The sequence below is a fragment of the Arthrobacter sp. StoSoilB5 genome (assembly GCF_019977235.1).
Classification (GTDB): Bacteria; Actinomycetota; Actinomycetes; order Actinomycetales; family Micrococcaceae; genus Arthrobacter.
Genome location: NZ_AP024646.1, coordinates 4,302,634 through 4,323,671, shown reverse-complemented (window position 1 = coordinate 4,323,671; position 21,038 = coordinate 4,302,634). Strand labels below are relative to the sequence as shown.

At 62.7% G+C, this 21,038-nt stretch carries 18 protein-coding genes and 1 pseudogene; 4 read left to right on the top strand and 15 right to left on the bottom strand.

The features are described from left to right. Window positions 1-40: 40 nt before the first annotated feature. From LDN75_RS19525 to LDN75_RS19495, 7 genes and pseudogenes are all read right to left on the bottom strand, one after another. Window positions 41-178, bottom strand: a pseudogene (locus LDN75_RS19525) (gfo/Idh/MocA family oxidoreductase); the annotation flags it as partial. Further along, complete coding sequence (locus LDN75_RS19520; RefSeq protein ID WP_223934352.1) at window positions 178-1,308, bottom strand: Gfo/Idh/MocA family oxidoreductase; 1,131 nt, start codon at window positions 1,306-1,308, stop codon at window positions 178-180. The pseudogene LDN75_RS19525 and the gene LDN75_RS19520, both read right to left, overlap by 1 nt. Further along, a complete protein-coding gene (locus LDN75_RS19515) occupies window positions 1,305-2,081 on the bottom strand; it encodes a ThuA domain-containing protein (protein ID WP_223934351.1) in 777 nt (258 codons plus the stop codon). Before LDN75_RS19515 ends, LDN75_RS19520 begins: the two co-directional genes overlap by 4 nt. Window positions 2,082-2,108: 27 nt before the next feature. After that, entirely contained in the window at window positions 2,109-2,972 is an 864-nt protein-coding gene (locus LDN75_RS19510) for a carbohydrate ABC transporter permease (RefSeq protein ID WP_223934350.1), read from the bottom strand. 7 nt (window positions 2,973-2,979) lie between these two features. Further along, window positions 2,980-3,993, bottom strand: a complete 1,014-nt coding sequence (locus LDN75_RS19505; protein ID WP_223934349.1) for a sugar ABC transporter permease — start codon at window positions 3,991-3,993, stop codon at window positions 2,980-2,982. Window positions 3,994-4,003: 10 nt separating this feature from the next. After that, window positions 4,004-5,239: a sugar ABC transporter substrate-binding protein gene (locus tag LDN75_RS19500; protein WP_223934348.1), complete on the bottom strand. Its 1,236-nt coding sequence runs from the start codon at window positions 5,237-5,239 to the stop codon at window positions 4,004-4,006. A 100-nt stretch (window positions 5,240-5,339) separates the two neighbouring features. Further along, window positions 5,340-6,362, bottom strand: coding sequence for a LacI family DNA-binding transcriptional regulator (locus LDN75_RS19495; RefSeq protein ID WP_223934347.1), 1,023 nt, complete (start codon window positions 6,360-6,362; stop codon window positions 5,340-5,342). A gap of 225 nt (window positions 6,363-6,587) precedes the next feature. Here LDN75_RS19495 and LDN75_RS19490 point away from each other — a divergent pair, with 225 nt between their 5' ends. Next, window positions 6,588-7,292 (top strand): tyrosine-protein phosphatase, encoded by a 705-nt coding sequence (locus LDN75_RS19490; RefSeq protein WP_223934346.1) that lies wholly within the window; start codon window positions 6,588-6,590, stop codon window positions 7,290-7,292. A 278-nt stretch (window positions 7,293-7,570) separates the two neighbouring features. Continuing rightward, window positions 7,571-9,670, top strand: coding sequence for a phenylacetic acid degradation bifunctional protein PaaZ (paaZ, locus tag LDN75_RS19485; protein WP_223934345.1), 2,100 nt, complete (start codon window positions 7,571-7,573; stop codon window positions 9,668-9,670). A gap of 135 nt (window positions 9,671-9,805) precedes the next feature. On the opposite strand, the gene LDN75_RS19480 is transcribed toward paaZ, so the two are convergent. From LDN75_RS19480 to LDN75_RS19465, 4 genes are read right to left on the bottom strand one after another with little or no spacing between them, the layout of a single operon-like run. Further along, entirely contained in the window at window positions 9,806-10,831 is a 1,026-nt protein-coding gene (locus tag LDN75_RS19480; RefSeq protein ID WP_223934344.1) for a LacI family DNA-binding transcriptional regulator, read from the bottom strand. After that, window positions 10,818-11,789 (bottom strand): nucleoside hydrolase, encoded by a 972-nt coding sequence (locus tag LDN75_RS19475; protein ID WP_223934343.1) that lies wholly within the window; start codon window positions 11,787-11,789, stop codon window positions 10,818-10,820. The genes LDN75_RS19480 and LDN75_RS19475 overlap by 14 nt, the downstream gene beginning before the upstream one ends. A 9-nt stretch (window positions 11,790-11,798) precedes the next feature. After that, window positions 11,799-14,015, bottom strand: a complete 2,217-nt coding sequence (locus LDN75_RS19470; protein ID WP_223934342.1) for an arylsulfatase — start codon at window positions 14,013-14,015, stop codon at window positions 11,799-11,801. 37 nt (window positions 14,016-14,052) lie between these two features. Then, on the bottom strand, window positions 14,053-15,408 hold the full coding sequence (locus tag LDN75_RS19465) for an MFS transporter (protein ID WP_223934341.1): 1,356 nt from the start codon (window positions 15,406-15,408) through the stop codon (window positions 14,053-14,055). A 163-nt stretch (window positions 15,409-15,571) separates the two neighbouring features. Between LDN75_RS19465 and LDN75_RS19460 the strand changes: the two genes are divergently transcribed. Next, window positions 15,572-15,979, top strand: a complete 408-nt coding sequence (locus tag LDN75_RS19460; protein WP_223934340.1) for a VOC family protein — start codon at window positions 15,572-15,574, stop codon at window positions 15,977-15,979. Window positions 15,980-16,228: 249 nt separating this feature from the next. On the opposite strand, the gene LDN75_RS19455 is transcribed toward LDN75_RS19460, so the two are convergent. Genes LDN75_RS19455 through LDN75_RS19445 form a run of 3 tightly spaced genes read right to left on the bottom strand, consistent with a single transcriptional unit; the run spans window position 16,229 to window position 18,720 of the window. Next, window positions 16,229-16,831 carry a TetR/AcrR family transcriptional regulator gene (locus LDN75_RS19455; protein WP_223934339.1) on the bottom strand — a complete coding sequence of 201 codons (603 nt, stop codon included), beginning with the start codon at window positions 16,829-16,831 and terminating at the stop codon, window positions 16,229-16,231. A gap of 53 nt (window positions 16,832-16,884) precedes the next feature. Beyond that, entirely contained in the window at window positions 16,885-18,246 is a 1,362-nt protein-coding gene (gene paaK, locus LDN75_RS19450; protein ID WP_223934338.1) for a phenylacetate--CoA ligase PaaK, read from the bottom strand. A 9-nt stretch (window positions 18,247-18,255) separates the two neighbouring features. Further along, on the bottom strand, window positions 18,256-18,720 hold the full coding sequence (locus LDN75_RS19445) for a hotdog fold thioesterase (protein WP_223934337.1): 465 nt from the start codon (window positions 18,718-18,720) through the stop codon (window positions 18,256-18,258). Window positions 18,721-18,839: 119 nt separating this feature from the next. Here LDN75_RS19445 and LDN75_RS19440 point away from each other — a divergent pair, with 119 nt between their 5' ends. Then, complete coding sequence (locus LDN75_RS19440) at window positions 18,840-19,403, top strand: GNAT family protein (protein WP_223934336.1); 564 nt, start codon at window positions 18,840-18,842, stop codon at window positions 19,401-19,403. Between the two features lie 78 nt (window positions 19,404-19,481). Here the strand turns inward: LDN75_RS19440 and LDN75_RS19435 are convergent, their stop codons facing one another. Further along, window positions 19,482-21,038: an EAL domain-containing protein gene (locus LDN75_RS19435; RefSeq protein ID WP_223934335.1), complete on the bottom strand. Its 1,557-nt coding sequence runs from the start codon at window positions 21,036-21,038 to the stop codon at window positions 19,482-19,484.

Genomic DNA, 21,038 nt, shown 5'->3' with positions numbered 1-21,038 from the left:
TCGTTGTCGGCCAACAACGAAACAGCGGGTCAGCAACGGGGTTCCTGCCCGCCAATGCGGTCAACTCCGGCGCAAGCGGAAGATCGAAGAAGCGCGGGGCGGTCCTCCATGCGTGCGAGTGGGCGGCTCCCATGAAGGAATAGCCCACCATGCCGACACGGAGCGGACGGGAGCCCATTACAGCGGGACGCTTTCGCCCGCAAGCGCACTCCGGACCGACGTCCACGACTTCAGGACCTCCAGCACGGCCGGGTCCCGCTCGGTCAGGAGGGCCTGTTGGTACGAGTCCTCTAGGAAGGCGTCCACCGATACCCGGGCACCGGTCGAGGCACTGAGGATGGCGGCCTCCACCATGGCCAGGCTCATGATGTTCTGGTGCACCTGGCCCATCGGGATACTTCCGGTGCGGACTGAAGATACGAAGTCTCGCAGGGAGCCAGCAATTTCCTGGCCCGGGTCGCCAGCGCTGGATCCCGGAGGAACAGGCGCAGAGGACACTGGCTCATTGTCCCCGTCCCACAAGACCGTGCCGTGCTCGCCGCTGATCCGCCACGAAGCATTCCAAGAAGTCTCATGGCCCGGGCTGCACCAGCTGCCCGTGAACACAAAGCGCTCGCCGCCGGTCATCTCAAAGATGGCAGTAGCCCCGGCGTCGCCGCGGTACCAGCTCCAGGAGGGGTTGTACTCCTCGCAGAAGACAGAAACAGGATCGGCGTCCAGCAGGAACCGGGCCATGTCGAACTGATGGATGGCCATGTCCAGCAACAGCGGGTGGTCCATGGCATCCCGGAAACCGCCGAAGTGCGGCGCCTTGAAGAATTCCGCTGAAACAATGCCAACTGACCCCAAGGAAGCTGCCTGGCGCTTGGCCTCAAACAGTTGCCGGTTGTAGCGGCGGGATTGGCTGACCATGAAGAGCTGGCCGTGGAGTTCTGCGGCTGCGGCCAAGGACAGGCCTTGGGCCACCGTGGATGCCACGGGCTTTTCTCCGAGTACTGGCAGGCCAGCGGCAAGCGCTTCGGTGGTCACCGGATGGTGAGCGGCAGGGACGGTGACATTGATGACCGCTTGAGCTCCGACGTCGGACGCCAAGTGGGCGGTCCCGGCACCTACGGGGAGCTCGGGCCGGCCCAGTGACGCCGCCGCCTCGTTAGCCGTCGCGAGGTCCAGGTCGACGATGCCCGCGAGCTCCACCAGCGGTGACTCCTCAACGGTCCGCAGCCAGGCGCGGCCCATGCCCCCGGCGCCGACCACTACGACGCGGAGGGGAGTGCCGTCGTCGGGAATTGTGGCAAAAGGCGTGCTCACGCGTTGGCTCCTTGGTAGCTCTTGCCGTTGAAGAAATCGTTGGTCTCGTAGCGGAGCAGTTCCGGTACGGCGCGTTCGGGGCGGTCGGTGACGGCCCATTCCACGGCGTTGGCGATGACCCTGCGGATGTCTTTATGGTGATAGACCGGGTAGTCCTGGTCGCCGGGGCTGAAGAAGAAGATCTTGCCGTGGCCGCGCCGGAACGTGCAGCCGGAACGGAAGACTTCGCCGCCGCTGAACGAGCTGATGAACACGAGTTCCTCGGGCGTGGGGATATCGAAGAATTCGCCGTACATTTCCTGCTCGGGGATCACGATCGGGTGCGGAACGCCCTTCGCGATGGGGTGGGTGGGGTCCACGGTCCAGACGAGTTCGCGGTCCTGCTCGGAGCGCCAGCGCAGGGTGCAGGTGGTGCCCATGAGCTTGGTGAAGATCTTGGACCAGTGCCCGGAATGCAACACGATCAGGCCCATTCCCGCGAGGACGTGGCGGTGGACGCGTTCCACGATCTCGTCGTCAACGTCTGCGTGGGACATGTGCCCCCACCAGGTCAGAACGTCGGTGTTGGCGAGGACGTCCTCGGTGAGGCCGTGTTCCGGTTCGTCCAGGGTTGCGGTACGGACCACGACGGCGGAACCCAGGTTCTCCTCGATGCCGGCCTTGACAGCGCCGTGCATTCCCTCGGGATAGAGGCGCGCGACCAGTTCATCCCGCTTCTCGTGCCGGTTTTCGCTCCAGACGGTGACGCGGATGGGCTTGCTTGTTTCTGGCATGATTCATTCCTTCTGATGAGTGACGGTCTACTTGACCGCGCCGCCGGTGGTGCCTGCAGCGATGTATTTTTGGGCCGCGACCAGCAGGACGATGGCCGGGATGGAAGCGAGTACCGCCGTCGCCATGACTGAACTCCAGTCGTTCACGTAGGCGCCGATGTACTGGAAGATGCCCAGGGTGACGGGACGGACCGCTTCCGTGGTGGTTAGGGTCAGGGCGAACAGGAAGTCGCTCCATGCAAACAGGAACGTAAAGAGACCCGCAGTGATCAGTGAGTTCCGGCTCAACGGAATCACGATCGACCAGAACGCCCGGACGTGTCCGGCACCATCCACCCGCGCTGCCTCAATCACGGACGCCGGCATGCCGTTCATGAATGCCCGGATGATGAGGATGGCGAACGGGATTCCATGTGCCGCGTCTGCAAGGATTAGCCCCGGAATGGAGTTGAGCAGCCCGAGGTCGTTGTATGCCGTGTACAGGGCGTTGGCTACCACGATGCCTGGGATCATTTGGCTGATGAGGATGGCGAACAGGACAACTCCCGCGCCGCGGACCTTGAAGTAGGCCAGGGCGTAGGCCGCCGGAGCTGCGATTGCCAGGCTCAATGCCACACTGCCGAGGGAGATGATCAGGCTGGTGCCGAGATTGCCGGCTTGTTCGCTGATGGCTGTGGCATAGCCGGTGAAGTCCGGCTTCAAGGGCAGCCACGAGGTTTCCAACGTAGTGCCGTTGGGCTGCAGGGAGGCGTTCACCATCCAGTACACCGGGAAGAGCATGATGGCCAGGAAGAAGATGGCCAATGCCGTGTAGCCCCAGTTCTTGCGGTTGTTTGCTGGTGCTTTTACACGTACCGGTGGGCGGACGGATGCTTTCAGAACGGTTGTCATGGTTTCCTCACTCATCCACTGCGCGTCGGCTGGCCCGCAGGTACAGGACCGCGAAGACCAAGGAAATGATCACCAGTACGTTTCCCAGCGCCGCGCCCTCGCCGAACTTGAATTCGTGGAACGAGAGATCGTAGGACTGGGTGGCGATGGTCTGGGTCGAGTTCGCCGGGCCACCATTGGTCAGGCCCAGGATGATGTCCAACACCTTGAGGGTGTAGACGACGCCGAGCACCAGCACCACGCTCACCACCGGTCGGAGCATCGGCCACGTGATGTGCCGGAACGCCCTCCAACCCGTGGCCCCATCCAGGGATCCGGCCTCGTAAAGCTCGTCCGGGATCTCCTGCAAGCCGCCGTAGAGGATGGTCAGGTTGAAGGGAATGCCGATCCAGATGTTCACGCCTACCACCGCGATCAGGGCAAGCGAGGTGCTGGTCAGCCACGGGATGCCGGTATCGATGATGCCGAGGTCGCCAAGGAAGCGGTTCAATGCTCCGCTGTCCTTGTCCAGGATCCAGCGCCACACGGCACTCGAAACGATCAAGGGAAGGAGCCAAGGGAGAAGGAGCAGGGACCGCAGTATTCCGTTGAGCGGAAACTTCCGCTGGAAGAAGATGGCCAGCGCCAGCCCGATCGCGAATTGGCCGATAATGGAACCGATGGTGAACAGAGCAGTGTTCAGCAGTGAGGTTGAGAACAACGACGACGACAAGACAGTCACGTAGTTGGCGAAACCCACCCAGGGGGCCTCTCCGGTGAAGAACGTGGCCGTTGTGTAGTCCTGGAAACTCATGACGACGTTCTTGACCACGGGGTAGCCAAAGAACAGCGCCATGTAGACCACAGCAGGGACCAGGAAGAGCCACTGGAAGATGCGCTCGCGGCGTTGGCGGGTGCGCCGCCTGGGGGTCCGCGCTTCCGTTTGGGGGTCGGCCACGCGGCCGTGCTTCCGGTTGGCCTTTCCCGCGGCCTTTCCGGTGGAACGTGGCGCTGTTTGCGATAGATCTGTTGTCAATGACATGGCTGGCTGCTTACTGGCCTTGCGCCCGCTTGAGGGCATCGGCCGGTGAGGCATTACCGGTCAGGGCCGTCTGGATTGCGGTGTAAATCTTTGTTGCCTGGGCCGGCCATCCTTCGCCGAGCTGGCCGGTGCGTGCGCGCGCGGTCTTGATCAGCTCAGTGAATGTTGCGAGCTTGGGGTTTTCCGTGGCGAACTTGTCCGCCAGCGTGGTCTTGGAGGGGATGGTGTTGCGGACCTTGGCCATGGCCATCTGGTTCTCGTCGCTGTTCAGGCAGGCGACCACTTCTGCGGCCTTGGCCTGGCGTGCCTTATTGCCCGTCTGGGGAACCGTCCATACTTCGCCACCGAGCGGTGCGACGGACGTCTGGCCGGCTTCGCGTACGGGGATCTTCACCACACCGTACTGAAGGGTTGGCTGCTTATCCAGGGCCGGGATCTGCCAGGGGCCGTTGACCATCATGGCTGCTTTGCCGGCCATGAACTGGTCCTTGACGTCGGCCTGGGTCCAGTTCAGGGCCGAGGATGAGACGGAGCCACTCTTGACCAGGTCAGTCCAGAGCTGGAGTGCCTGTTCGGTCTCCTTGGTGTCAATCTTCTTCTCATCGCCTCCGTTGGACCACATGACCGGCAGGAACTGCCAGGTGCCTTCATAGGTGGGGTTGGCATTGAATGCGAGCCCGTACTGGTCGCCGGCCGTGAGCTTGGCGGCTGCTTCCTTCAGATCATCCCAGGTGGTGGGCGGGGTTACTCCGGCCTTATCCAGGATGTCCTTGTTGTAGAACAAAGCGATGGTGTTCACAGTGGGAGCCAGGCCGTACACCTTGTCTTTGTACGTGCCTGCGCTGAGGACTCCCTCTGCGAAGTTGTCCGTGCTGATCTTGAAGTCGGCCAGGGGAGCCAAGGCGCCAGTGGCGGCAATCTGCTGCAGGTCCGGGTTGTCCAGCATGAGCACATCCGGCAGCGTCTTGGATGAGGACTGCTGGAGCACCTTGGAGATGAGGGACTTGCCCGGGACGGTCTCCCGCTTGATGGTGACACCTGCCTGGGTGCCGCACTTGGTCAGGGCGTCGCCAATGAAGGACTTGTCCGGCTCGTTGTTGTAGTAGTCCATCACGGAGATCTCAGTGACGGCTTCCGACGACGATGCTGCAGTGGACGTCCCACAGGCTGTGAGGGCCAGAGGCAGGCCTACCAATGCAGCGACGGCGAGGGCGAGAGGACGGGTTGTCCTTTGTGCTGACTTCATTGTCTGTTCCTTTTTCTAGGTTTCTGATTTGTCGATGCGTATCGACGATGCGTATCGATAATTCGCAAATGGAGGTGGTGCAGGGTGCTTTGGAGAAGGATTAGCTGCCGTGGGGTGGACGGAGCGTGCTGGCACGGTGCGTAATGACCGTGGGTACCAATTCCAGGGATTCGGTTGGTCCCTGGTTTTCGGCTTCGAGGAGATCGCAGATAATCTTCACCGCGCGGCGTGAGACTTCGGCCGGGCGGAGGTCAATGGTGGAAAGTGGGATGGGCTGCAGCTCGGCAAGCGTGGGGGAGGCGCTGCCGATCACGGAAACGTCCTTGCCCGGAGTCAGTCCGCGGTTGGTAAGAACGCGTCGCAGAACATCTTGAACGGTGCCGTCCGGAGCGATAAACGCAGGCACGCCAGTGGTCTCCGCCAAGGCTTTGTCCACGGAATCCGCGATCGCATCACGGTCAGTTCCGCCGGGCAGGTGCAGCACTTTGACGCCCAGGCTTTGGGCGGCTTTGTCGGTGCCGGACATGAACCGCTCAACATAGTTCACGTGGCGGTCCACCACTTCCGGCTGCCAGTCGAGGACGGAGATAACTTCATGCCCTGCCGCAGCGAGGTCCTGTACGCATTGTTCGCCGGCCATTTCAAAGTCGGCATCAATGCAGACCAGCCCCGAAGGATCATGGGGGATGCCGATGAGCACCACTGGAACGTGGAGGCTCCGGACTACCGGGAGCCGTTCGTCGTCGCCTTCCACCTGCATGAGGATCAGGCCATCGCAAATCTGCTGGCCAACCACGCGCTGCAGTCCGGGTGCGCCCTCATCCTCAGTGACCAGCAGAATGTCGTGGTCATATTGGCGGGCGGTGTTGGCAATCACGGAGACGAATTCCATGATCGATGCCATGTGCAACTCGGGGATGAAGGGGATGACCAGGCCGATCACGCGGGTCCGGCGGCTGGCCAGTGCGCGGGCCCCGGCATTTGGCTGGTAGGTCAGCTGCTGGATAGCGTCCTCTACCTTTTTCCGCGTTTTCTCGGAGATGGGCCGCTTGCCGCTTAGAACATATGAAACCGTGCTCTGTGCAACGCCGGCGGCCTGGGCAACGTCCTTGCTGGTGGGCATGCCCTGGCCTCCTTGCGCTCTCTGCTGAACGGTTTCTGTAGTCATCGATACGTATCGTCGATGCGCATCGAGTAAGAGTATGACATGAGTCACTTGGCCTGCGCAATACCAATCCGTTCCTCTCTCACTTCCAACCGCTTTTTGGCGGTTCCTCTCTCACTTCCAACCGCTTTTTGGCGGTTCCTCTCTCACATCGAAGCGGACGAATGTGCTTAGCTGGCTCCTATGGACGGGACAGCACCGCACTTGGGTGTCCACTGGGATGGCGCCGTGAATGCTTGGCGGATCGCGGGGGACGTGTACAGGATGGGTCGCCACGAGTGGCTTACCGAGGCTGGTTGGCACCAGATGTACGACGACGGCGTCCGCACCATCATCGACTTGCGCGCCTCGGGCGAGCGGCGGCAACGCGACACCGATCCCGCGGTGCCGGACGATGTGAAGGCTCGCATCGACGTCGTACATTGCCCCACGGAGGACCCGGACCATAGCGGGTTCGGCCAGCTGTTCGGCCCGTACCTGAAGGACCCCGCGCAGTACGGCGAGTATGTGGGGCTGTTTGCGGAGAAGATCGCGGCCGTCTTCAAGGCAATCGCGGCGTCGCCCGGAAAAGTTGTGATCCACTGCTCGGCAGGCCGGGATCGCAGCGGTGTGATCGCACTTATGTTGCAGCGTTTGGCCGGTGTTGGCGATGACGAAATCCTGCGCGGCTACGAACTGGCGGCGCGGGGGATCAACGAGCGGCACCGCACCCATGGGGCGCCGCACGCCCATGACCCCTACCTTTCAGGCGAGGACTTTGAGGCTTGGTTGGAGCAGAAACGGGCTGGTGTGAGGACGTTTCTGGGTTCGCTGGACGTTGAATCATTCCTGGCGCGGAACGGGGTGACGGAAGGTGAGGTGGCGGCGATCCGGGCGAAGTTGCAGTGATGTGAGAGAGCATCCGCCAAAAAGCGGTTGGATGTGAGAGAGCATCCGCCAAAAAGCGGTTGGATGTGAGAGAGCATCCGCCAAAAAGCGGTTGGATGTGAAAGAGCATCCGCCAAAAAGCGGTTGCATCTGAGAGAGCATCGCAGAAATTCCTGCTGTACTCCTCGGGGCATTCATGTACCCTGTATATATTACCGAACGGCCGGTCAGTAATGTTTGCGCTCCCGCAGACCCAATGACCGTGCCGATTTCACGTGCCTTGGAAGGACCCGTCGACGATGACCACTACCGCAGTCGCCCCGGAAACCACAGCCGTTGCAACCGTTCCCAGCTACGTCCAGGATGCCTGGTGGACGCCGGCCCCTGATGCCAAAAAGGTCCCTGTTCGCGATGCCAGCACCGGAGAGGTCCTGGCCAACGTGAGCACCGACGGACTGGACCTTGCCGCCGTCGTAAATCACGGCCGCACCACAGGCCAGACGGAACTCGGGAAGCTGACCTTCCACCAGCGCGCCCTCAAGCTCAAAGAGCTGGCGCAGTACCTCAACGGCCGGCGAGAAGAGCTGTACGCGTCCTCATCCCAGACCGGCGCCACCAAGATCGACAACATGATCGACATCGACGGCGGCATCGGCGTGCTCTTCACGTTTGGCTCCAAGGGCCGCCGCGAATTGCCGAACTCGCAGGTTGTTGTGGACGGCCCCATGGAGGTCCTCTCCAAGGATGGCTCGTTCGTCGGTGAGCACATCTACACACGCATTCCCGGCGTCGCCGTGCAGATCAACGCCTTCAACTTCCCGGTGTGGGGAATGCTCGAGAAGTTCGCCCCTGCATTCCTGGCCGGTGTCCCCACCATCGTCAAGCCAGCAACGCCCACGGGATACGTAGCCGCAGCCGCCGTCAGGGCCATCGTTGAATCCGGCATCCTGCCCGCGGGCTCGCTTCAGCTCATTTCCGGCTCCGCCCGGACCATCCTGGACGAACTCGACTACCGCGACCTCGTCTCCTTCACAGGCTCGGCGTCCACAGCCAACTCCCTCAAGTCGCACCGCAACGTGGTCCAGGGCGGCGTCCGCTTCACCTCCGAGACCGACTCGCTCAACGCCGCCATCCTCGGCCCCGACGCCGTCCCAGGCACGCCGGAGTTCGACGCATTCGTCAAGGCCGTCGTCACCGAAATGACCGTCAAAGCCGGCCAGAAGTGCACCGCCATCCGGCGCATCATCGTGCCGCAGGAACTCACCGCCGAGGTCGCAGCCGCCGTCGGCGCCCGCATCAACGAGCGCGTCGTCGTTGGCGACCCCCGCGCTGAGGGCGTCACCATGGGCGCGTTGGCTTCGCTGGAACAGCTCGCCGACGTCCGCGCGGCCGTTCAATCAATGCTCGACGCCGGTGGTGAGCTTGCGTACGGAACGCTCGATTCGCCGTCGGTCACCTCCGTCGGCGGCAAGGTGGGCGTCGTGGAAGACGGCGCGTTCATGTCTCCCGTGCTCCTCAGCTGGGCCGATGCCGAAGCCGAAGAAGTCCACTCGCTCGAAGCGTTCGGTCCCGTGTCCTCAGTGATCGGCTACACGGACCTGGCCGATGCTATTCGTCTCGCGGCCCGCGGCTCCGGCTCGCTGGTGGCATCGGTATGCACCAACGATCCCGACGTTGCCCGCGAACTCGTCACAGGAATCGCAGCCCACCACGGCCGCGTCCACATGCTCAACCGCGAGGACGCACGGTCCTCCACCGGCCACGGCTCACCCGTTCCGCACCTGGTCCATGGAGGCCCCGGCCGCGCTGGTGGTGGCGAGGAACTGGGCGGCATCCGCTCCGTCCTGCACCACATGCAGCGCACCGCCATCCAGGGCTCGCCCAACATGCTCACCGCTGTAACAGGCCAGTGGCACACCGGCGCGGACCGCAACTTCACGGTCGAAACCGAAGGCGAGCACCCGTTCCGCAAGCACCTTTCGACGCTGAGGATCGGCGACGCCGTTCGCTCCGATTTGCGTCAGGTGACCCTTGAGGACATCACGGCCTTCGCCAACTCCACAGGCGATACCTTCTACGCGCACACCAACCAGGAAGCCGCCGAAGCCAACCCGTTCTTCCCGGGAATCGTGGCCCACGGCTACTTGCTCCTGAGCTGGGCTGCCGGTCTGTTCGTGGAGCCCGCACCGGGTCCCGTCCTGGCCAACTACGGCTTGGAGAGCCTGCGCTTCATCACCCCCGTTGCAGCCGGCGACTCCATCCGCGTCACCTTGACCGCCAAGAAGATCACACCGCGTGAGACTGACGAATACGGCGAGGTTGCTTGGGACGCCCTCCTGACCAACCAGAACGACGAGATCGTAGCCACCTACGACGTCCTGACCCTCGTGGAGAAGTAACCTTCTCTCACCTAACTGGGCTTCCGGCCGGATCCTCTCTCACTTAACTGGGCTTCCGGCCGGACGCTCTCTCACATAACTGGGCTTCCGGCCGGACGCTCTCTCACATAACTGGGCGTTCGGCCGGACGCTCTCTCACTTAGTGCTTGATTCCCGAAGACTGAGCCCGGGCGCGAAGTCGTGTTCTTTCGGGGGCTGGCCCTGAATTGCATCGATCAAGGCGTCAGCCATGGCAGCGCCCTGGAGGTTGAGTTTGGTGCCGACCGTGGTGAGCCTTGGCCGCAATTGCTCGGCCAACTGGACTTCCTCGCAGGCAACAAGACCGATTCGCCCGGGCGCCCCCAATCCAGCGTCCGCCAGTGCGGACATTGCCCCCAAGGCCACGGAAACGCTTGACGCCACGATGCCTTCGGGCTGCACAGATGCCGCGAGTAGCCCCTGCGTGGCGCCGCGGGCCGCGTCGGTGCTGTATTCGGTGCGGACAATGAAGTCCTCTGCGTCTTCATGCCCAGCCTCGGTGCAGGCACGGAGGAAGCCCAGGGTCAGGAACGGCGAAAGCACGGACGATTCGCTGCCGCCGAGCAGCGCCACGGGCCAGCGGCCTTGGTCCAGCAAATGCTTGGTGGCTTGGTAGGCAACGGATTCGTAGTCCGTGGTCAGAACCAGCGCACCTGTCCCTGCAAGCTGCGGCGTGCCAAGCAGAACCTTGGTGCCACGGTCCTCGGCTTCCTCAATGGCGGCACGCACGGCGGCGGTATCGATGTCGTCACCCGTTGCGAGGATGACCCCGTCAACACCCTGCAAAGGCAGGGATTCCAACAATCGCTCCAGGCGCGTGATGCTGTGGTCAAGGTCGCAGAGAAGGACGCTGTAACCGCGGCCTTCGGCGGCGTGGGCCACAGCCTTGGCAAGCTGGCTGTGGAAGGGCTGGGCGATATCGCCCACCAGGAGCGCGATGGTGTTGGAACGTCCGCTGCGCAGGCTGCGGGCCGCGCTGTTGAGCACATAGTTCAGTTGGGCGACGGCGTCCATCACCTTGGTGCGCGTCTCATCCGCAACCGTCGATGGGGCGGTGAAAACACGCGAAACTGTGGCACGGGAGACGCCGGCCGCCCGTGCCACATCGAGCATGGTTGCTGGTGCCGCGCTACCTACCGTCATGGGATCTGATGGTATCGAGAAACAGCGACGCGTAGCGACGTCCGTCGACACCGAGGGCGACGTCGATGCTGTCGCGGCTTAGATATCCGTGCGGCAGCGTGGTCTCGGAGGCCTTTGTCCGGCGGTCGACGACGGTCTGCCCCCGGGTCAAAGGGTTTGCGAGGCTGACTTCAACCCGATGGCGATGGGTCACAAGGCCTTCGGGATCGATCACGGCACATACAGCCCCGGCGTCACCAATACCCGCTGAACCGGGCGACGTCAGCCGGAAATCATCCGCATTAACCTTCGCCAGATGAGTCAGAAGATGGCCGCTGAGCCGGCATCCGGCGTCGTCGGATTCCCGCAGCAGTTCAATGTCGGGTGCCTCGACGGCGGCGCTGTAGAACACGTCCAAGCCGTACATGGTGATCGGCAGGCCGCTGCTGATCACTATCTGGGCTGCCTCGGGATCGTGCCACACGTTGAACTCGGCCACCGGGGACGCGTTGCCCACCGACGCGGATCCGCCCATGAACACGATCTGTCCGATGTTCTTGGCAACTTCCGGGTAGGTCAGCAGCAAGAGGGCGATGTTCGTCATCGGGGCCAGGGGCACCAAGGTGACCGGCTCGGGACTCGCGAGGATCTCGCGGCGTAAAAGCTCGACGGCGTGAACCGCCTCGGGCTTTCTGGCTGACGGTTCCCAGCCAAGATCGGCCAGCCCGTCCCCGCCATGGACGTGGCCGGCGTCCCGGGGCTCTTCGAGCATGGGCCTGGCAGCACCGGCGGCAACGGGCACGCTGGTGGCGCCCGCTATGTCCAGGACCGTCAGCGTATTGCGGACCACTCCATCCAGGCTGGTGTTGCCCGCCACGCAGGTGACGGCCCGGAGATTGACGTCGGGGTGCCGGGCAGCCAATAGCAGCGCCAGGGCGTCGTCCACCCCTGTATCCACGTCCAGAATCACTTGTTGCATGGTCGGTTCCTACTCTGTGGATGCAATGAGTTCGGCGAGGTCGTCCAAGTCCGGTGCGTCCCTGAACCGCAACACTACGCGGTCGATTGCCGCAGCAGGGAAGGCAAATGGCGCCTCGTACTCGGTGGAAACGGTGCTGACAGGGTCCGCGCCGATGTCCATGCCCCAGAAGGAGAGGTGACTTGAGGTTCGTGGAACCCCGGTAGAAGCAACTACATCGTCCCCATGAAGCAGTTCCACCAGCCCGGCATTGTCCTCCAACGGCGTGAGACGTACGCCCACAGTGTGTGTTCCGGTCGGCAACACAACGTCCGACTTGAGCACGACACGGACTCCCAGGGCATTGTGTTCGAAGATCAGGACATCGTTGCGGACATAGAGCACATAGCCGCCTGCCACGTTGCCACTGGAAACCAGAACACCTTCCATGCCCGGCTCGAATTCCTGCAGATGGACAGTGAATTGCAGGGCGCGGTCACTGCCGGTGATCGCGCTGGCCAACGGAACATGGCTTTGCCCGGCCCTGAAAACGATCTCCCTGCGGTTCACCAAGCCGGCCGGACCACGGGCGGTCAGAAGTTCCACCAATGTGCGGTCATCGAGCGGGAACGCGCCTACCTGTTCCGCTTGTTGCCACCAGAGCTCCTGTAAGGCCCGCAGCTTGTCGGGTTCGCTTCCCGCCAGGTTGTTGGCTTCCGCGAAGTCTTCCTTGGTGTTGTACAGCCGCCAGTCGTCCTGGCTGTAGTCCTGCCCGTGGAGGTGCGCCGTAACGGCCTTCCAGTCGCCCTGCCGTATGGCCCGGTGGCCGAGCATTTCCCAGAACTGGGTGTCCCTTGGCTCGTTCGCATCAGCGGAATCGAACGTGCCTACTGCTGACGCGCCGTCGAACGTCTCTTCTGCCTCGATCCCGGCGGCGTCGAGCAGCGTGGGCATGACGTCGATCGCGTGCAAGAAGTGATCCCGCACTTTGCCTACGTCCCGGATCTTTTCCGGCCATGAGACAACCAGCGGTGAGCGCACTCCGCCAAGGTCAACGAACTGCTTGTATCGGCGGAACGGGGTGTTTCCAGCCATTGCCCAGCCCTCAGGATAGTGGGCGCCACCTAGAGGCCCACCGAGCCCTGCAAGGATGCTGGTTTGCTCGGCCGCTGGTCTGCGGACGCCCGAGTACGGTGCGTTGCAATCGACATCGCCGGATGGTCCGCCTTCGCGCGACGCACCGTTGTCCGACATCACCAGGACGATGGTATTCCGGTGCATGTCCATGGCCTTCAGCGACTCCATGACACGGCCTATCTGGGCATCGGCGTGCTCCAGGAAACCCGCGAAGGCGGCCTGAAGGTGTGTGAAGACCTCTTGTTCGGTGCTATTCAGTTCGGACCAGGCACGCACTTCCTCCAGGCGTTCCGTGAGGGCAGTACCATCCGGTACAACGCCCAACTCCACCTGCCGCTTCAATCGTTCGATGCGCGTCTGGTCCCACCCCTTCGTGAACACATCGACGTACTTTTCGATGTACTCCCGTGGTGCCTGGAACGGAGCATGTGTGGCTCCCAGCGCGAGCTGCAGGTAGAAAGGGGCTTGCGGCCTGTAGGTGGCGTGGTCCTTGAGGAAGCGGATTGACTGCTCCGCCAGGTCCTCGCTCAGGTGGTAGCCATCGTGGGCTGGCGGCACGATGCTGTGGTTGTCGGCGACCAATTCGGGGGAGTACTGGTCCGTGCACCCATCCAGGAAGCCGTAGAACCTGTCGAAGCCACGGCTTAGCGGCCAATTGTGGAAGGGCCCCGCTGGCGTGAGTTCACTCAGCGGCGCAAGGTGCCACTTGCCTGCGAGGTATGTTCCATAGCCGTTCCTGCGCAGCACCTCCGGGAGCATGGGCACGTCCGGACGGACGCAGCCGCGGGAGTTGGGGAAGCCAGTGTCCGCATCGGCCAGGAATCGCATGCCCACAGAGTGGTGATTGCGTCCCGTTAGTAGGCTCGCCCTTGTGGGGGAGCAGAGTGGCGTGACATGGAAGTTGGTGTATCTGAGCCCATCGGCGGCGAGGCCGTCGATGGCCGGAGTGTTGATTTCCGAGCCGAAGCATCCGAAATCCGACCATCCGGTGTCATCCAGAATGACCATGAGAATGTTGGGTGCGGAGCTGTCCGCTCCGAGTTGCTCGGGCCACCAAGCCTCGGATTCGGCAACGGTGGTGCCGATGCGGCCGCGAAATTCCTGCTGCATTGCTGCGGTTTCCGTTCTGTTTCGGGACGTGCTGGCTTTAGAGCTGGGAAGCAGCCACGGACTCAGGCGACGACGAAGAGGCATGGACAAACTGGGTCTTGCGGGATGTCAGGTACAGCGCACAGCCAAGGGCAACCAACGCCACGAGCATCAGGTATCCGGAAATGCTCCACGTGGCGCCGCCAGCGTTGTTCTGCAGGGCTTGGGCGATCAGCGGGCCGAATCCGCCGCCGATCACCGTGGCAACCTGGAAGCCAATGGACATTCCGGTGTAACGGACCTTCGGGTCCAAGACTGCTGCGAAGAGCGTTGCCTGCTGGCTAAACAGCATTCCCACGATCAGCCCATTTGCGGACATCACTACGAACAATGCCAGGACGCTCTTGGTCTCCATGAGCCAGAACATGGGGAAAGCCCAAAGCGCCAACGCCACGGTGGCGGTAACCAGTACCCGTCGTGGGCCGAATCGGTCAGAGATGATGCCGGAAACGGGCGTGATGATGAGGTTGGTGATGGACGAGGCAATGTTGGCCATCAAGGCCACTGTGGGGCTGATGCCCAACGTGGTTGTAGCAAAACCGATGGTGAAGACGCCCTGCATGAAGCCCAGGGTGGTGTCGCTGACGTGCACGCCAATCATCGCGAGGATCTGCTTCGGGTAGCGACGAAGCGCAACGACGAGGGGCAGCTTTTCCTTGGCGGCCGGGGTCGCCACGGTCTTCTCGAAGTCAGGCGTTTCCGTGATTTTCAGACGCAGGATCAATCCAAAGACCACCAGGATTGTGCTCAGTAGGAACGGGATACGCCATCCCCAAGCGAGCAGGTCTGCCCGGGACAGTGTGCCCGTGAGAATGGCTACGACCCCGCTGGAAAGGATGACGCCGATCGGCGCCCCTGCTTGGACCAGGCTGCCGAAGAAGCCACGCTTGGCTTCCGGAGCATGTTCGACGGCGAGCAGTGCAGCTCCGCCCCATTCGCCGCCCAGCCCGATTCCTTGGAGGAAGCGAAGGGAAACGAGCATGACCGGCGCCCAGAGGCCCACCTGCGAATACGTCGGCAAGAGCCCGATCCCGACCGTCACGGTTCCTGTGAGGAAGAAGGTAAAGAGCAGCATCTTCTTGCGGCCAACCCTGTCACCCAGGTGCCCCACCACCACGCCGCCCAGTGGCCGCGCTATGAACCCGACGGCGAAGGTGCTCAGGGAGAGCACCGCTGCCAGGCCGGGATCACCGCTGGGGAAGAAGATGGCGCCGAAGACGAGCGCCGCCATGGGTCCGTAGACAAAGAAGTCGTAGTACTCCAGGACGGAGCCGATGGTGCTGGCAGTGGCGGCCGTCCACGGGGAAGTCTTCCCGGGAGCCACGGGCTTTTGCGTTGAATGTGGGGAGTTCATGTTAGTCCTCGTCGATTAACCATATCTATGGGATCGATCCCATTCTCGTCCCCAATGAATGTCTTGTTGGTGATGAGATCGATCCCATAACGTTAGGCCCGCACTACATCCCTGTCAAGGGTCGATTGCCGAGCGTAAAATCTTCACCGTAGGAGGTGGCCAAATGAACCTAGCCCTCAACCACGCCACTACTGTCCTGCCCGTCGATGACATGAGCCGCGCCCGCATGTTCTATGCGGAAAAACTCGGCCTTCCGCACCGCGGCATGACGTGGGATGGAAATGATTTGTTCGGCAACGAAGGCGGTCCCATGCTGCAGTTGTTGCCCATCAAGGACGGTAAGCACTCCGGTCACACCGCCCTGAGTTTTGAAGTCCAGGACATCGAACGGCTAGTCCCGGAGATGGAAGCCAAAGGCATCACCTTCCAGGACTACGACGAGCCTGACCTCAAAACTGAGAACCACATCTGCACAACAGACGCCGAAAAGTGCGCCTGGTTCATGGACACGGAGAACAACGTCCTCTGCATCCACGAAACTCTCGGCCAGCAGGCTGAGTACCAGCTCTGACGGGGGGCCTTGCCGCACGACCACGAAGCGCTTCCCCCGGCTATGGGGGAAGCGCTTCGTCGTGTTCGGGCAGGTCGGGGTGTCGCTTCCTGACCTTCTTTGGCTGGCGAGCAGTGCCGACGCGCCGGTCCGGTAGGCGTGTCGGGGTCGCTGCGGTTTCAAAGTGGGTCAGGAAGGTACAAGGCTCGACGGCGGAACGTGCCCCTGCGCCCCCCGGCCTCCTTTGGTGGCGCAGGATGTGAGAAAAGGTCAGGCCGCGGTGTGGAGGCCGTCGAAGGCCATGGTGATGACGTCGTCGGCCAGTTTTTCGGGGGACAGGGAGCCTCCCGGCTTGTACCACTCCACGATCGAGTTGATGGTGCCGAACAGGAGCCGGGTGACCGTGCGGGGATCGATGTCCTGGCGCAGGGAGCCGTCTTCCCGGGCAGCGGCGATCAGGGCAGCCACCTTGTGGTCGAAGGCACGCCGGCGTTCAAGAGCATCGCGTTCAATCTCGGTGTTTCCCCGCAGGCGTAGCAGCAGGGTGACGAACGGCAGCCTGTCCACCAGCACCGCAATGGTCTGCCGGAGCACGAACTCAAGCCTGGCATCGGCTGGCCCGGACGTGGCGGAGGGCTCATCAAGGATGGCCTCCAAACCGCCCAGGGCGTGGTCCAGGGCGAGCTTCAGGAGGTCGCCCTTGGACGGCACGTGGTGGTAGATGGCTGACTTGGAGATCCCGAGGTTCTCAGCCAGGATGCCCATGGACGTTGCGTCGTATCCGTGGCGGTTGAAGACGTCGACGGCGATGCGGAGCACCGACTGCTGGTCGTAACCGGGCCGTCCGCGCTTGGTGGTTGTCTCAGTAGGCATGGTGGCATTTTCTCACGATCTCTAGAGGGGCCGCCGGTCAGCGACGCCGCATGTCAGCCCTTCGGCCGCAGGTCGTAAATCCGGCGGAGCTTGCCGTTGGAACGCTCAAGGGAACCCGGCTCCACGACATCAACTACACAAGAGGACCCGACGTGGATCTTGATCTGCTCGCGCAAGGTGCGTGCCGCCGTCGTGCCTGACTCGGCGGGGACGTTTTCGCGCCGTTCGATCCGCACGGTCAACTCATCCATGCGCTTGCCCTCGGGGCGGGTGATTTCGAGCTGGAAGTGTGGGCTGAGCTCGGGGATCCGCAGGGCGATTTCCTCAATCTGGGACGGGAAGAGGTTCACGCCGCGGAGGATGATCATGTCGTCGCTGCGGCCCGTGATGCGGCCCATGCGGCGGTGGGCCGGGCGCGCGGTGCCGGGGAGCAGCCGGGTGAGGTCCTTGGTGCGGTAGCGGATGATCGGAAGTGCTTCCTTGGTGAGCGATGTGAAGACGAGCTCGCCGGGTTCGCCGTCGCCCAGGACTGCGCTTTCCCCCCGGGAGGGATCGAACGGATCGATGATTTCGGGGCGGAAGTGGTCCTCCCAAATGTGGCAGCCGTCCTGCGTTTCGACAGCTTCACCTGCGACGCCCGGGCCCATGACTTCGGAAAGCCCGTAGATGTCCGAGGCCTTGATGTTCATGGTGGTTTCGAGCTCGTGGCGCATCTCTTCGGTCCACGGCTCGGCGCCTAGTACGGCGTATTTCAGCGACGTGGACGTGGGGTCTATGCCCTGGTGGACCATGGCGTCGGCGATGGTCAGCAGGTAGGTGGGGGTGGCCAGGATGGCGTCCGGCTTGAAGTCCTGGATGAGCTGGATCTGGCGTTCGGTCTGGCCGCCGGACATCGGAATGACCGTGCATCCCAGGGCTTCTGCGCCAGCGTGCGCACCGAGGCCGCCGGTGAAGAGGCCGTAGCCGTAGGCGTTGTGGACCTTCATGCCGGGACGGACGCCGGAGGCGCGGAGGGACCGTGCCACCAGGGTGGCCCAGTTGGCGAGGTCATTCTTGGTGTAACCAACCACCGTGGGGCGCCCGGTGGTGCCCGAGCTCGCGTGGATGCGGGCTACCTCGTGCTGCGGGACGGCGAACATGCCGAATGGGTACTCCAGTCGGAGGTCTTCCTTGGTGGTGTAAGGGAACTTGCCCAAGTCAGTTAGCTCGCGCAGGTCCGATGGGTGCACGCCGGCTTCGTCGAATTTGCGCTTGTAAAGCGGCACGCGATCGTAGGCATAGGCCACTGTGTGCTGCAGGCGGCTGAGCTGCAGTGCTTCCAGCTCGTCGCGGGACATGGTTTCTTCGCGGTCCAGGACGGGGGCGGCCGCCTTGGAGGTGTGCGATGCGGGCGCGGCGACGGTGTTCTGGGTCATCTGGAGTTCCTACTTCTTGGAGATGGTGCGGCTGCGGCCTCGGAACTCGGCAATGAGTTCCCCGGGACCGGGGTCGGAGGTTGTATCGGCTGTTGGTGAGGCCGCGTAAATCTGGATGTCGTAGAGACCGCTGCGGCCGGTACTCGCCCGACGGTTTGCGACGGCGGTGATCACCTGGCCTTCGAACGCCGGCTTGATGAAGTTGATATCGACGCCGGACGCCACCGTGATGTTGGCGGCCTGCTTTGGCGTGGGGTTGGCCGGGTTGCAGGCCAGCGCGAAGGCTGTGTCCGCGAAGGCGAAGATCATTCCGCCATGGGCCATACCGAATCCATTGAGCATTTCCTGGCGGAGATGCATGCGGATGGTGGCGTGGCCGTCGTCGATCTTGAGGACCTCGATGCCCATCCATTCAGACGCGTAGTCGTTCGTCAGGATGTGGTGCGTTGCACCGGAGAGGGTTGTTTCAACCATGCGTCATTGCCTCCAGCTTTATTTACCGAATGTTCATTAGGTAATCCCAGATCGCGCCAACTGTCAAGACTGGACAAGCTTGACGCGAGGATTTGGACGCGCCTAGTAGCCTCGAAGACATGCCCGAAATCGCGCTTCCGATCATGACCGAACGACTCATACTGCGGCGCTTCGAGGCTGAGGACCTTGAGAGGTTCCACGCCTATCAGTCGCTGCCGGAAACTGCCCGGTACCTGCTGCGCAATGAGCTGACCAAGACACAGTCAATGGAGGTCCTGGGCCGTTACGCGAATGCACAGTTCAAACAGGAAGGCGACTGGGCCTGCCTGGCCATCGAGCGCCAGGATCGCCCGGGGCTCATGGGGGAGATCGTCCTGAAATGGCTGGAGGGGACTGGCCAGGCTGAACTCGGCTGGATACTCCACCCCGAGGGCAGGGGACAGGGGATCGCCACGGAGGCAGCCGAGGCCGTCATGAAGCTGGCGTTCGACCAACTGAACTTCCACCGCATCGACGCGAAACTGGATGCGCTAAACACTGGCTCGGCCGGCATTTGCAAGCGCCTAGGCATGCGGCTGGAGGCCACCCTCGTGGACAACTGGCACTACAAAGGCCAGTGGGCCACTGAAAATATCTACGCGATCCTCGATTCCGAATGGCGGGCGCGCCACGTGGAGGCTTGACGCCGCAGCGAGGCGCAGCGGGTGGCTTCGGACGAACGCCAGCCCACCGCCGTCGTACGTTCCGTCCTGAAACGGCGTTCAGTCCTGAATCGGCCAGGTCTTATGGTGCTTCAGCTGTTCGGTGAGCTGGGCCGCCGGCAGCGGACGGCTGAAGTAGTAGCCTTGCCCGCTGGTACACCCAATGCTGAGTAGGTAGTCCGCCTGCTCCGCGGTTTCGATCCCCTCCCACACCGCACCGAGGCCGCATGCGCGGATAAGTTGCAGGACGGCTGCGAGGAGGGCGGGCTGCGCGGGGTCGCTGCCGAGTGCGGTAAGGAGCGTTCGGTCCACCTTGACGGCGTGCACGGGCAAGCGGCGAAGGTAGTCAATGGAGGAATATCCGGTGCCGAAATCGTCGATCTCCATCTCGACGCCCAGCCGCCTGAGGCTGTTCAGCGTGTATCGGTCAAGGTCGTTGCCATGAATGACCGCGCTTTCGGTCAATTCCAGAACCAACAGCGAGGGGTCCAGGCCGGCCGAGGTCAGGGCTTCACGCACGTCCTCCACGAACTCCAGCCGCTGGAGGTCGGCGGCGGACACGTTTATGCGCATGTTGAAGTCGTGGCGCCCCGTCAGGGGGTCGCTGCGCCACTGCTGCAACTGCTCGACGGCGGTGCGCAGCACCCAGCCGCCCAGATCGGAAATCATCCCCGTTTCCTCGGCGATGGGGATGAACTCGTCCGGCATGATCATGCCGCGGGTGGGGTGGTTCCAACGGACCAGTGCCTCGACGCCTTCGATCCCGCGGGTGTCCAAGCGGATGATGGGCTGGTAGAAGAGCACCAGTTGAGAGCCAGCGATGGCTTCTTTGAGCTCGCCCACAAGTTGGTTCCGCAGTTGCCTCGCCAGAAGCATTTCGGGATCGAAAACCTTCAATTTGCCACGACCATCCGCCTTGGATTCATACATGGCGATGTCCGCTTCCATCATCAATTCCTCGGCGCTCTTGCCGGAGTCCGCCATGCGAAGGCCCATGCTGGCACCGCACCGCACGTGTTGGCCGTCGATCTCCATGGTCCCGTCCAGTGCAGCGAGGATCCGGTTTCCTATGGAAGCCGCCACCGCCGGAGTTACGTCCGGCAACAAAATCGCGAATTCGTCGCCCCCCATGCGGGCCACCATGTCCTGCTCGCGGACGGCGGCGCTGATGCGGCTGGCCACTGTTTCCAGCACTTTGTCTCCGATGGTGTGGCCGAGGGAGTCATTGACGCCCTTAAAGCCGTTCATGTCCATCAGGAGAATTGCCGGCCGCTGGCTGACGTTGGGGTCCCGGTTCTGGGATTCAGCCAGCGCGGCGGAGAACGCTGAGCGGTTGTGGAGGCCTGTGAGGGGATCCGTCATGGCCATGTGTTGCATTTCCCGGTGGGCCTCGTGCAGCTGCCGGGTCCGGGCGGCGACCCGCTGCTCCAGCTCTTCATAAACGATCTGGAGGTCCTCGGCAAGGAGGTTGGTGCCCATGATCACGGCGTCGATCTCGTCGCGCGCGTCGGAGATTTCGATCCTGGTGCTCAGGTCTCCAGCGGCAAGCCTGACGATGCCGTCAAGCAGCCATCCCAAGCGCGGATCAGTTCCGGCATTCGAGTTTTCCTCGGACAT

What these genes read in the sequence shown, in the direction of transcription:
- LDN75_RS19445 (WP_223934337.1), bottom strand. Translation starts at nt 18,720, where the DNA reads ATGGTTGAAACAACCCTCTCCGGTGCAACGCACCACATCCTGACGAAC.
- LDN75_RS19510 (WP_223934350.1), bottom strand. Translation starts at nt 2,972, where the DNA reads ATGACAACCGTTCTGAAAGCATCCGTCCGCCCACCGGTACGTGTAAAA.
- LDN75_RS19515 (WP_223934351.1), bottom strand. Translation starts at nt 2,081, where the DNA reads ATGCCAGAAACAAGCAAGCCCATCCGCGTCACCGTCTGGAGCGAAAAC.
- LDN75_RS19455 (WP_223934339.1), bottom strand. Translation starts at nt 16,831, where the DNA reads ATGCCTACTGAGACAACCACCAAGCGCGGACGGCCCGGTTACGACCAG.
- LDN75_RS19480 (WP_223934344.1), bottom strand. Translation starts at nt 10,831, where the DNA reads ATGACGGTAGGTAGCGCGGCACCAGCAACCATGCTCGATGTGGCACGG.
- paaK (WP_223934338.1), bottom strand. Translation starts at nt 18,246, where the DNA reads ATGACCCAGAACACCGTCGCCGCGCCCGCATCGCACACCTCCAAGGCG.
- LDN75_RS19440 (WP_223934336.1), top strand. Translation starts at nt 18,840, where the DNA reads ATGCCCGAAATCGCGCTTCCGATCATGACCGAACGACTCATACTGCGG.
- LDN75_RS19475 (WP_223934343.1), bottom strand. Translation starts at nt 11,789, where the DNA reads ATGCAACAAGTGATTCTGGACGTGGATACAGGGGTGGACGACGCCCTG.
- LDN75_RS19500 (WP_223934348.1), bottom strand. Translation starts at nt 5,239, where the DNA reads ATGAAGTCAGCACAAAGGACAACCCGTCCTCTCGCCCTCGCCGTCGCT.
- paaZ (WP_223934345.1), top strand. Translation starts at nt 7,571, where the DNA reads ATGACCACTACCGCAGTCGCCCCGGAAACCACAGCCGTTGCAACCGTT.
- LDN75_RS19505 (WP_223934349.1), bottom strand. Translation starts at nt 3,993, where the DNA reads ATGTCATTGACAACAGATCTATCGCAAACAGCGCCACGTTCCACCGGA.
- LDN75_RS19490 (WP_223934346.1), top strand. Translation starts at nt 6,588, where the DNA reads ATGGACGGGACAGCACCGCACTTGGGTGTCCACTGGGATGGCGCCGTG.
- LDN75_RS19465 (WP_223934341.1), bottom strand. Translation starts at nt 15,408, where the DNA reads ATGAACTCCCCACATTCAACGCAAAAGCCCGTGGCTCCCGGGAAGACT.
- LDN75_RS19495 (WP_223934347.1), bottom strand. Translation starts at nt 6,362, where the DNA reads ATGCCCACCAGCAAGGACGTTGCCCAGGCCGCCGGCGTTGCACAGAGC.
- LDN75_RS19470 (WP_223934342.1), bottom strand. Translation starts at nt 14,015, where the DNA reads ATGCAGCAGGAATTTCGCGGCCGCATCGGCACCACCGTTGCCGAATCC.
- LDN75_RS19460 (WP_223934340.1), top strand. Translation starts at nt 15,572, where the DNA reads ATGAACCTAGCCCTCAACCACGCCACTACTGTCCTGCCCGTCGATGAC.
- LDN75_RS19435 (WP_223934335.1), bottom strand. Translation starts at nt 21,038, where the DNA reads ATGTCCGAGGAAAACTCGAATGCCGGAACTGATCCGCGCTTGGGATGG.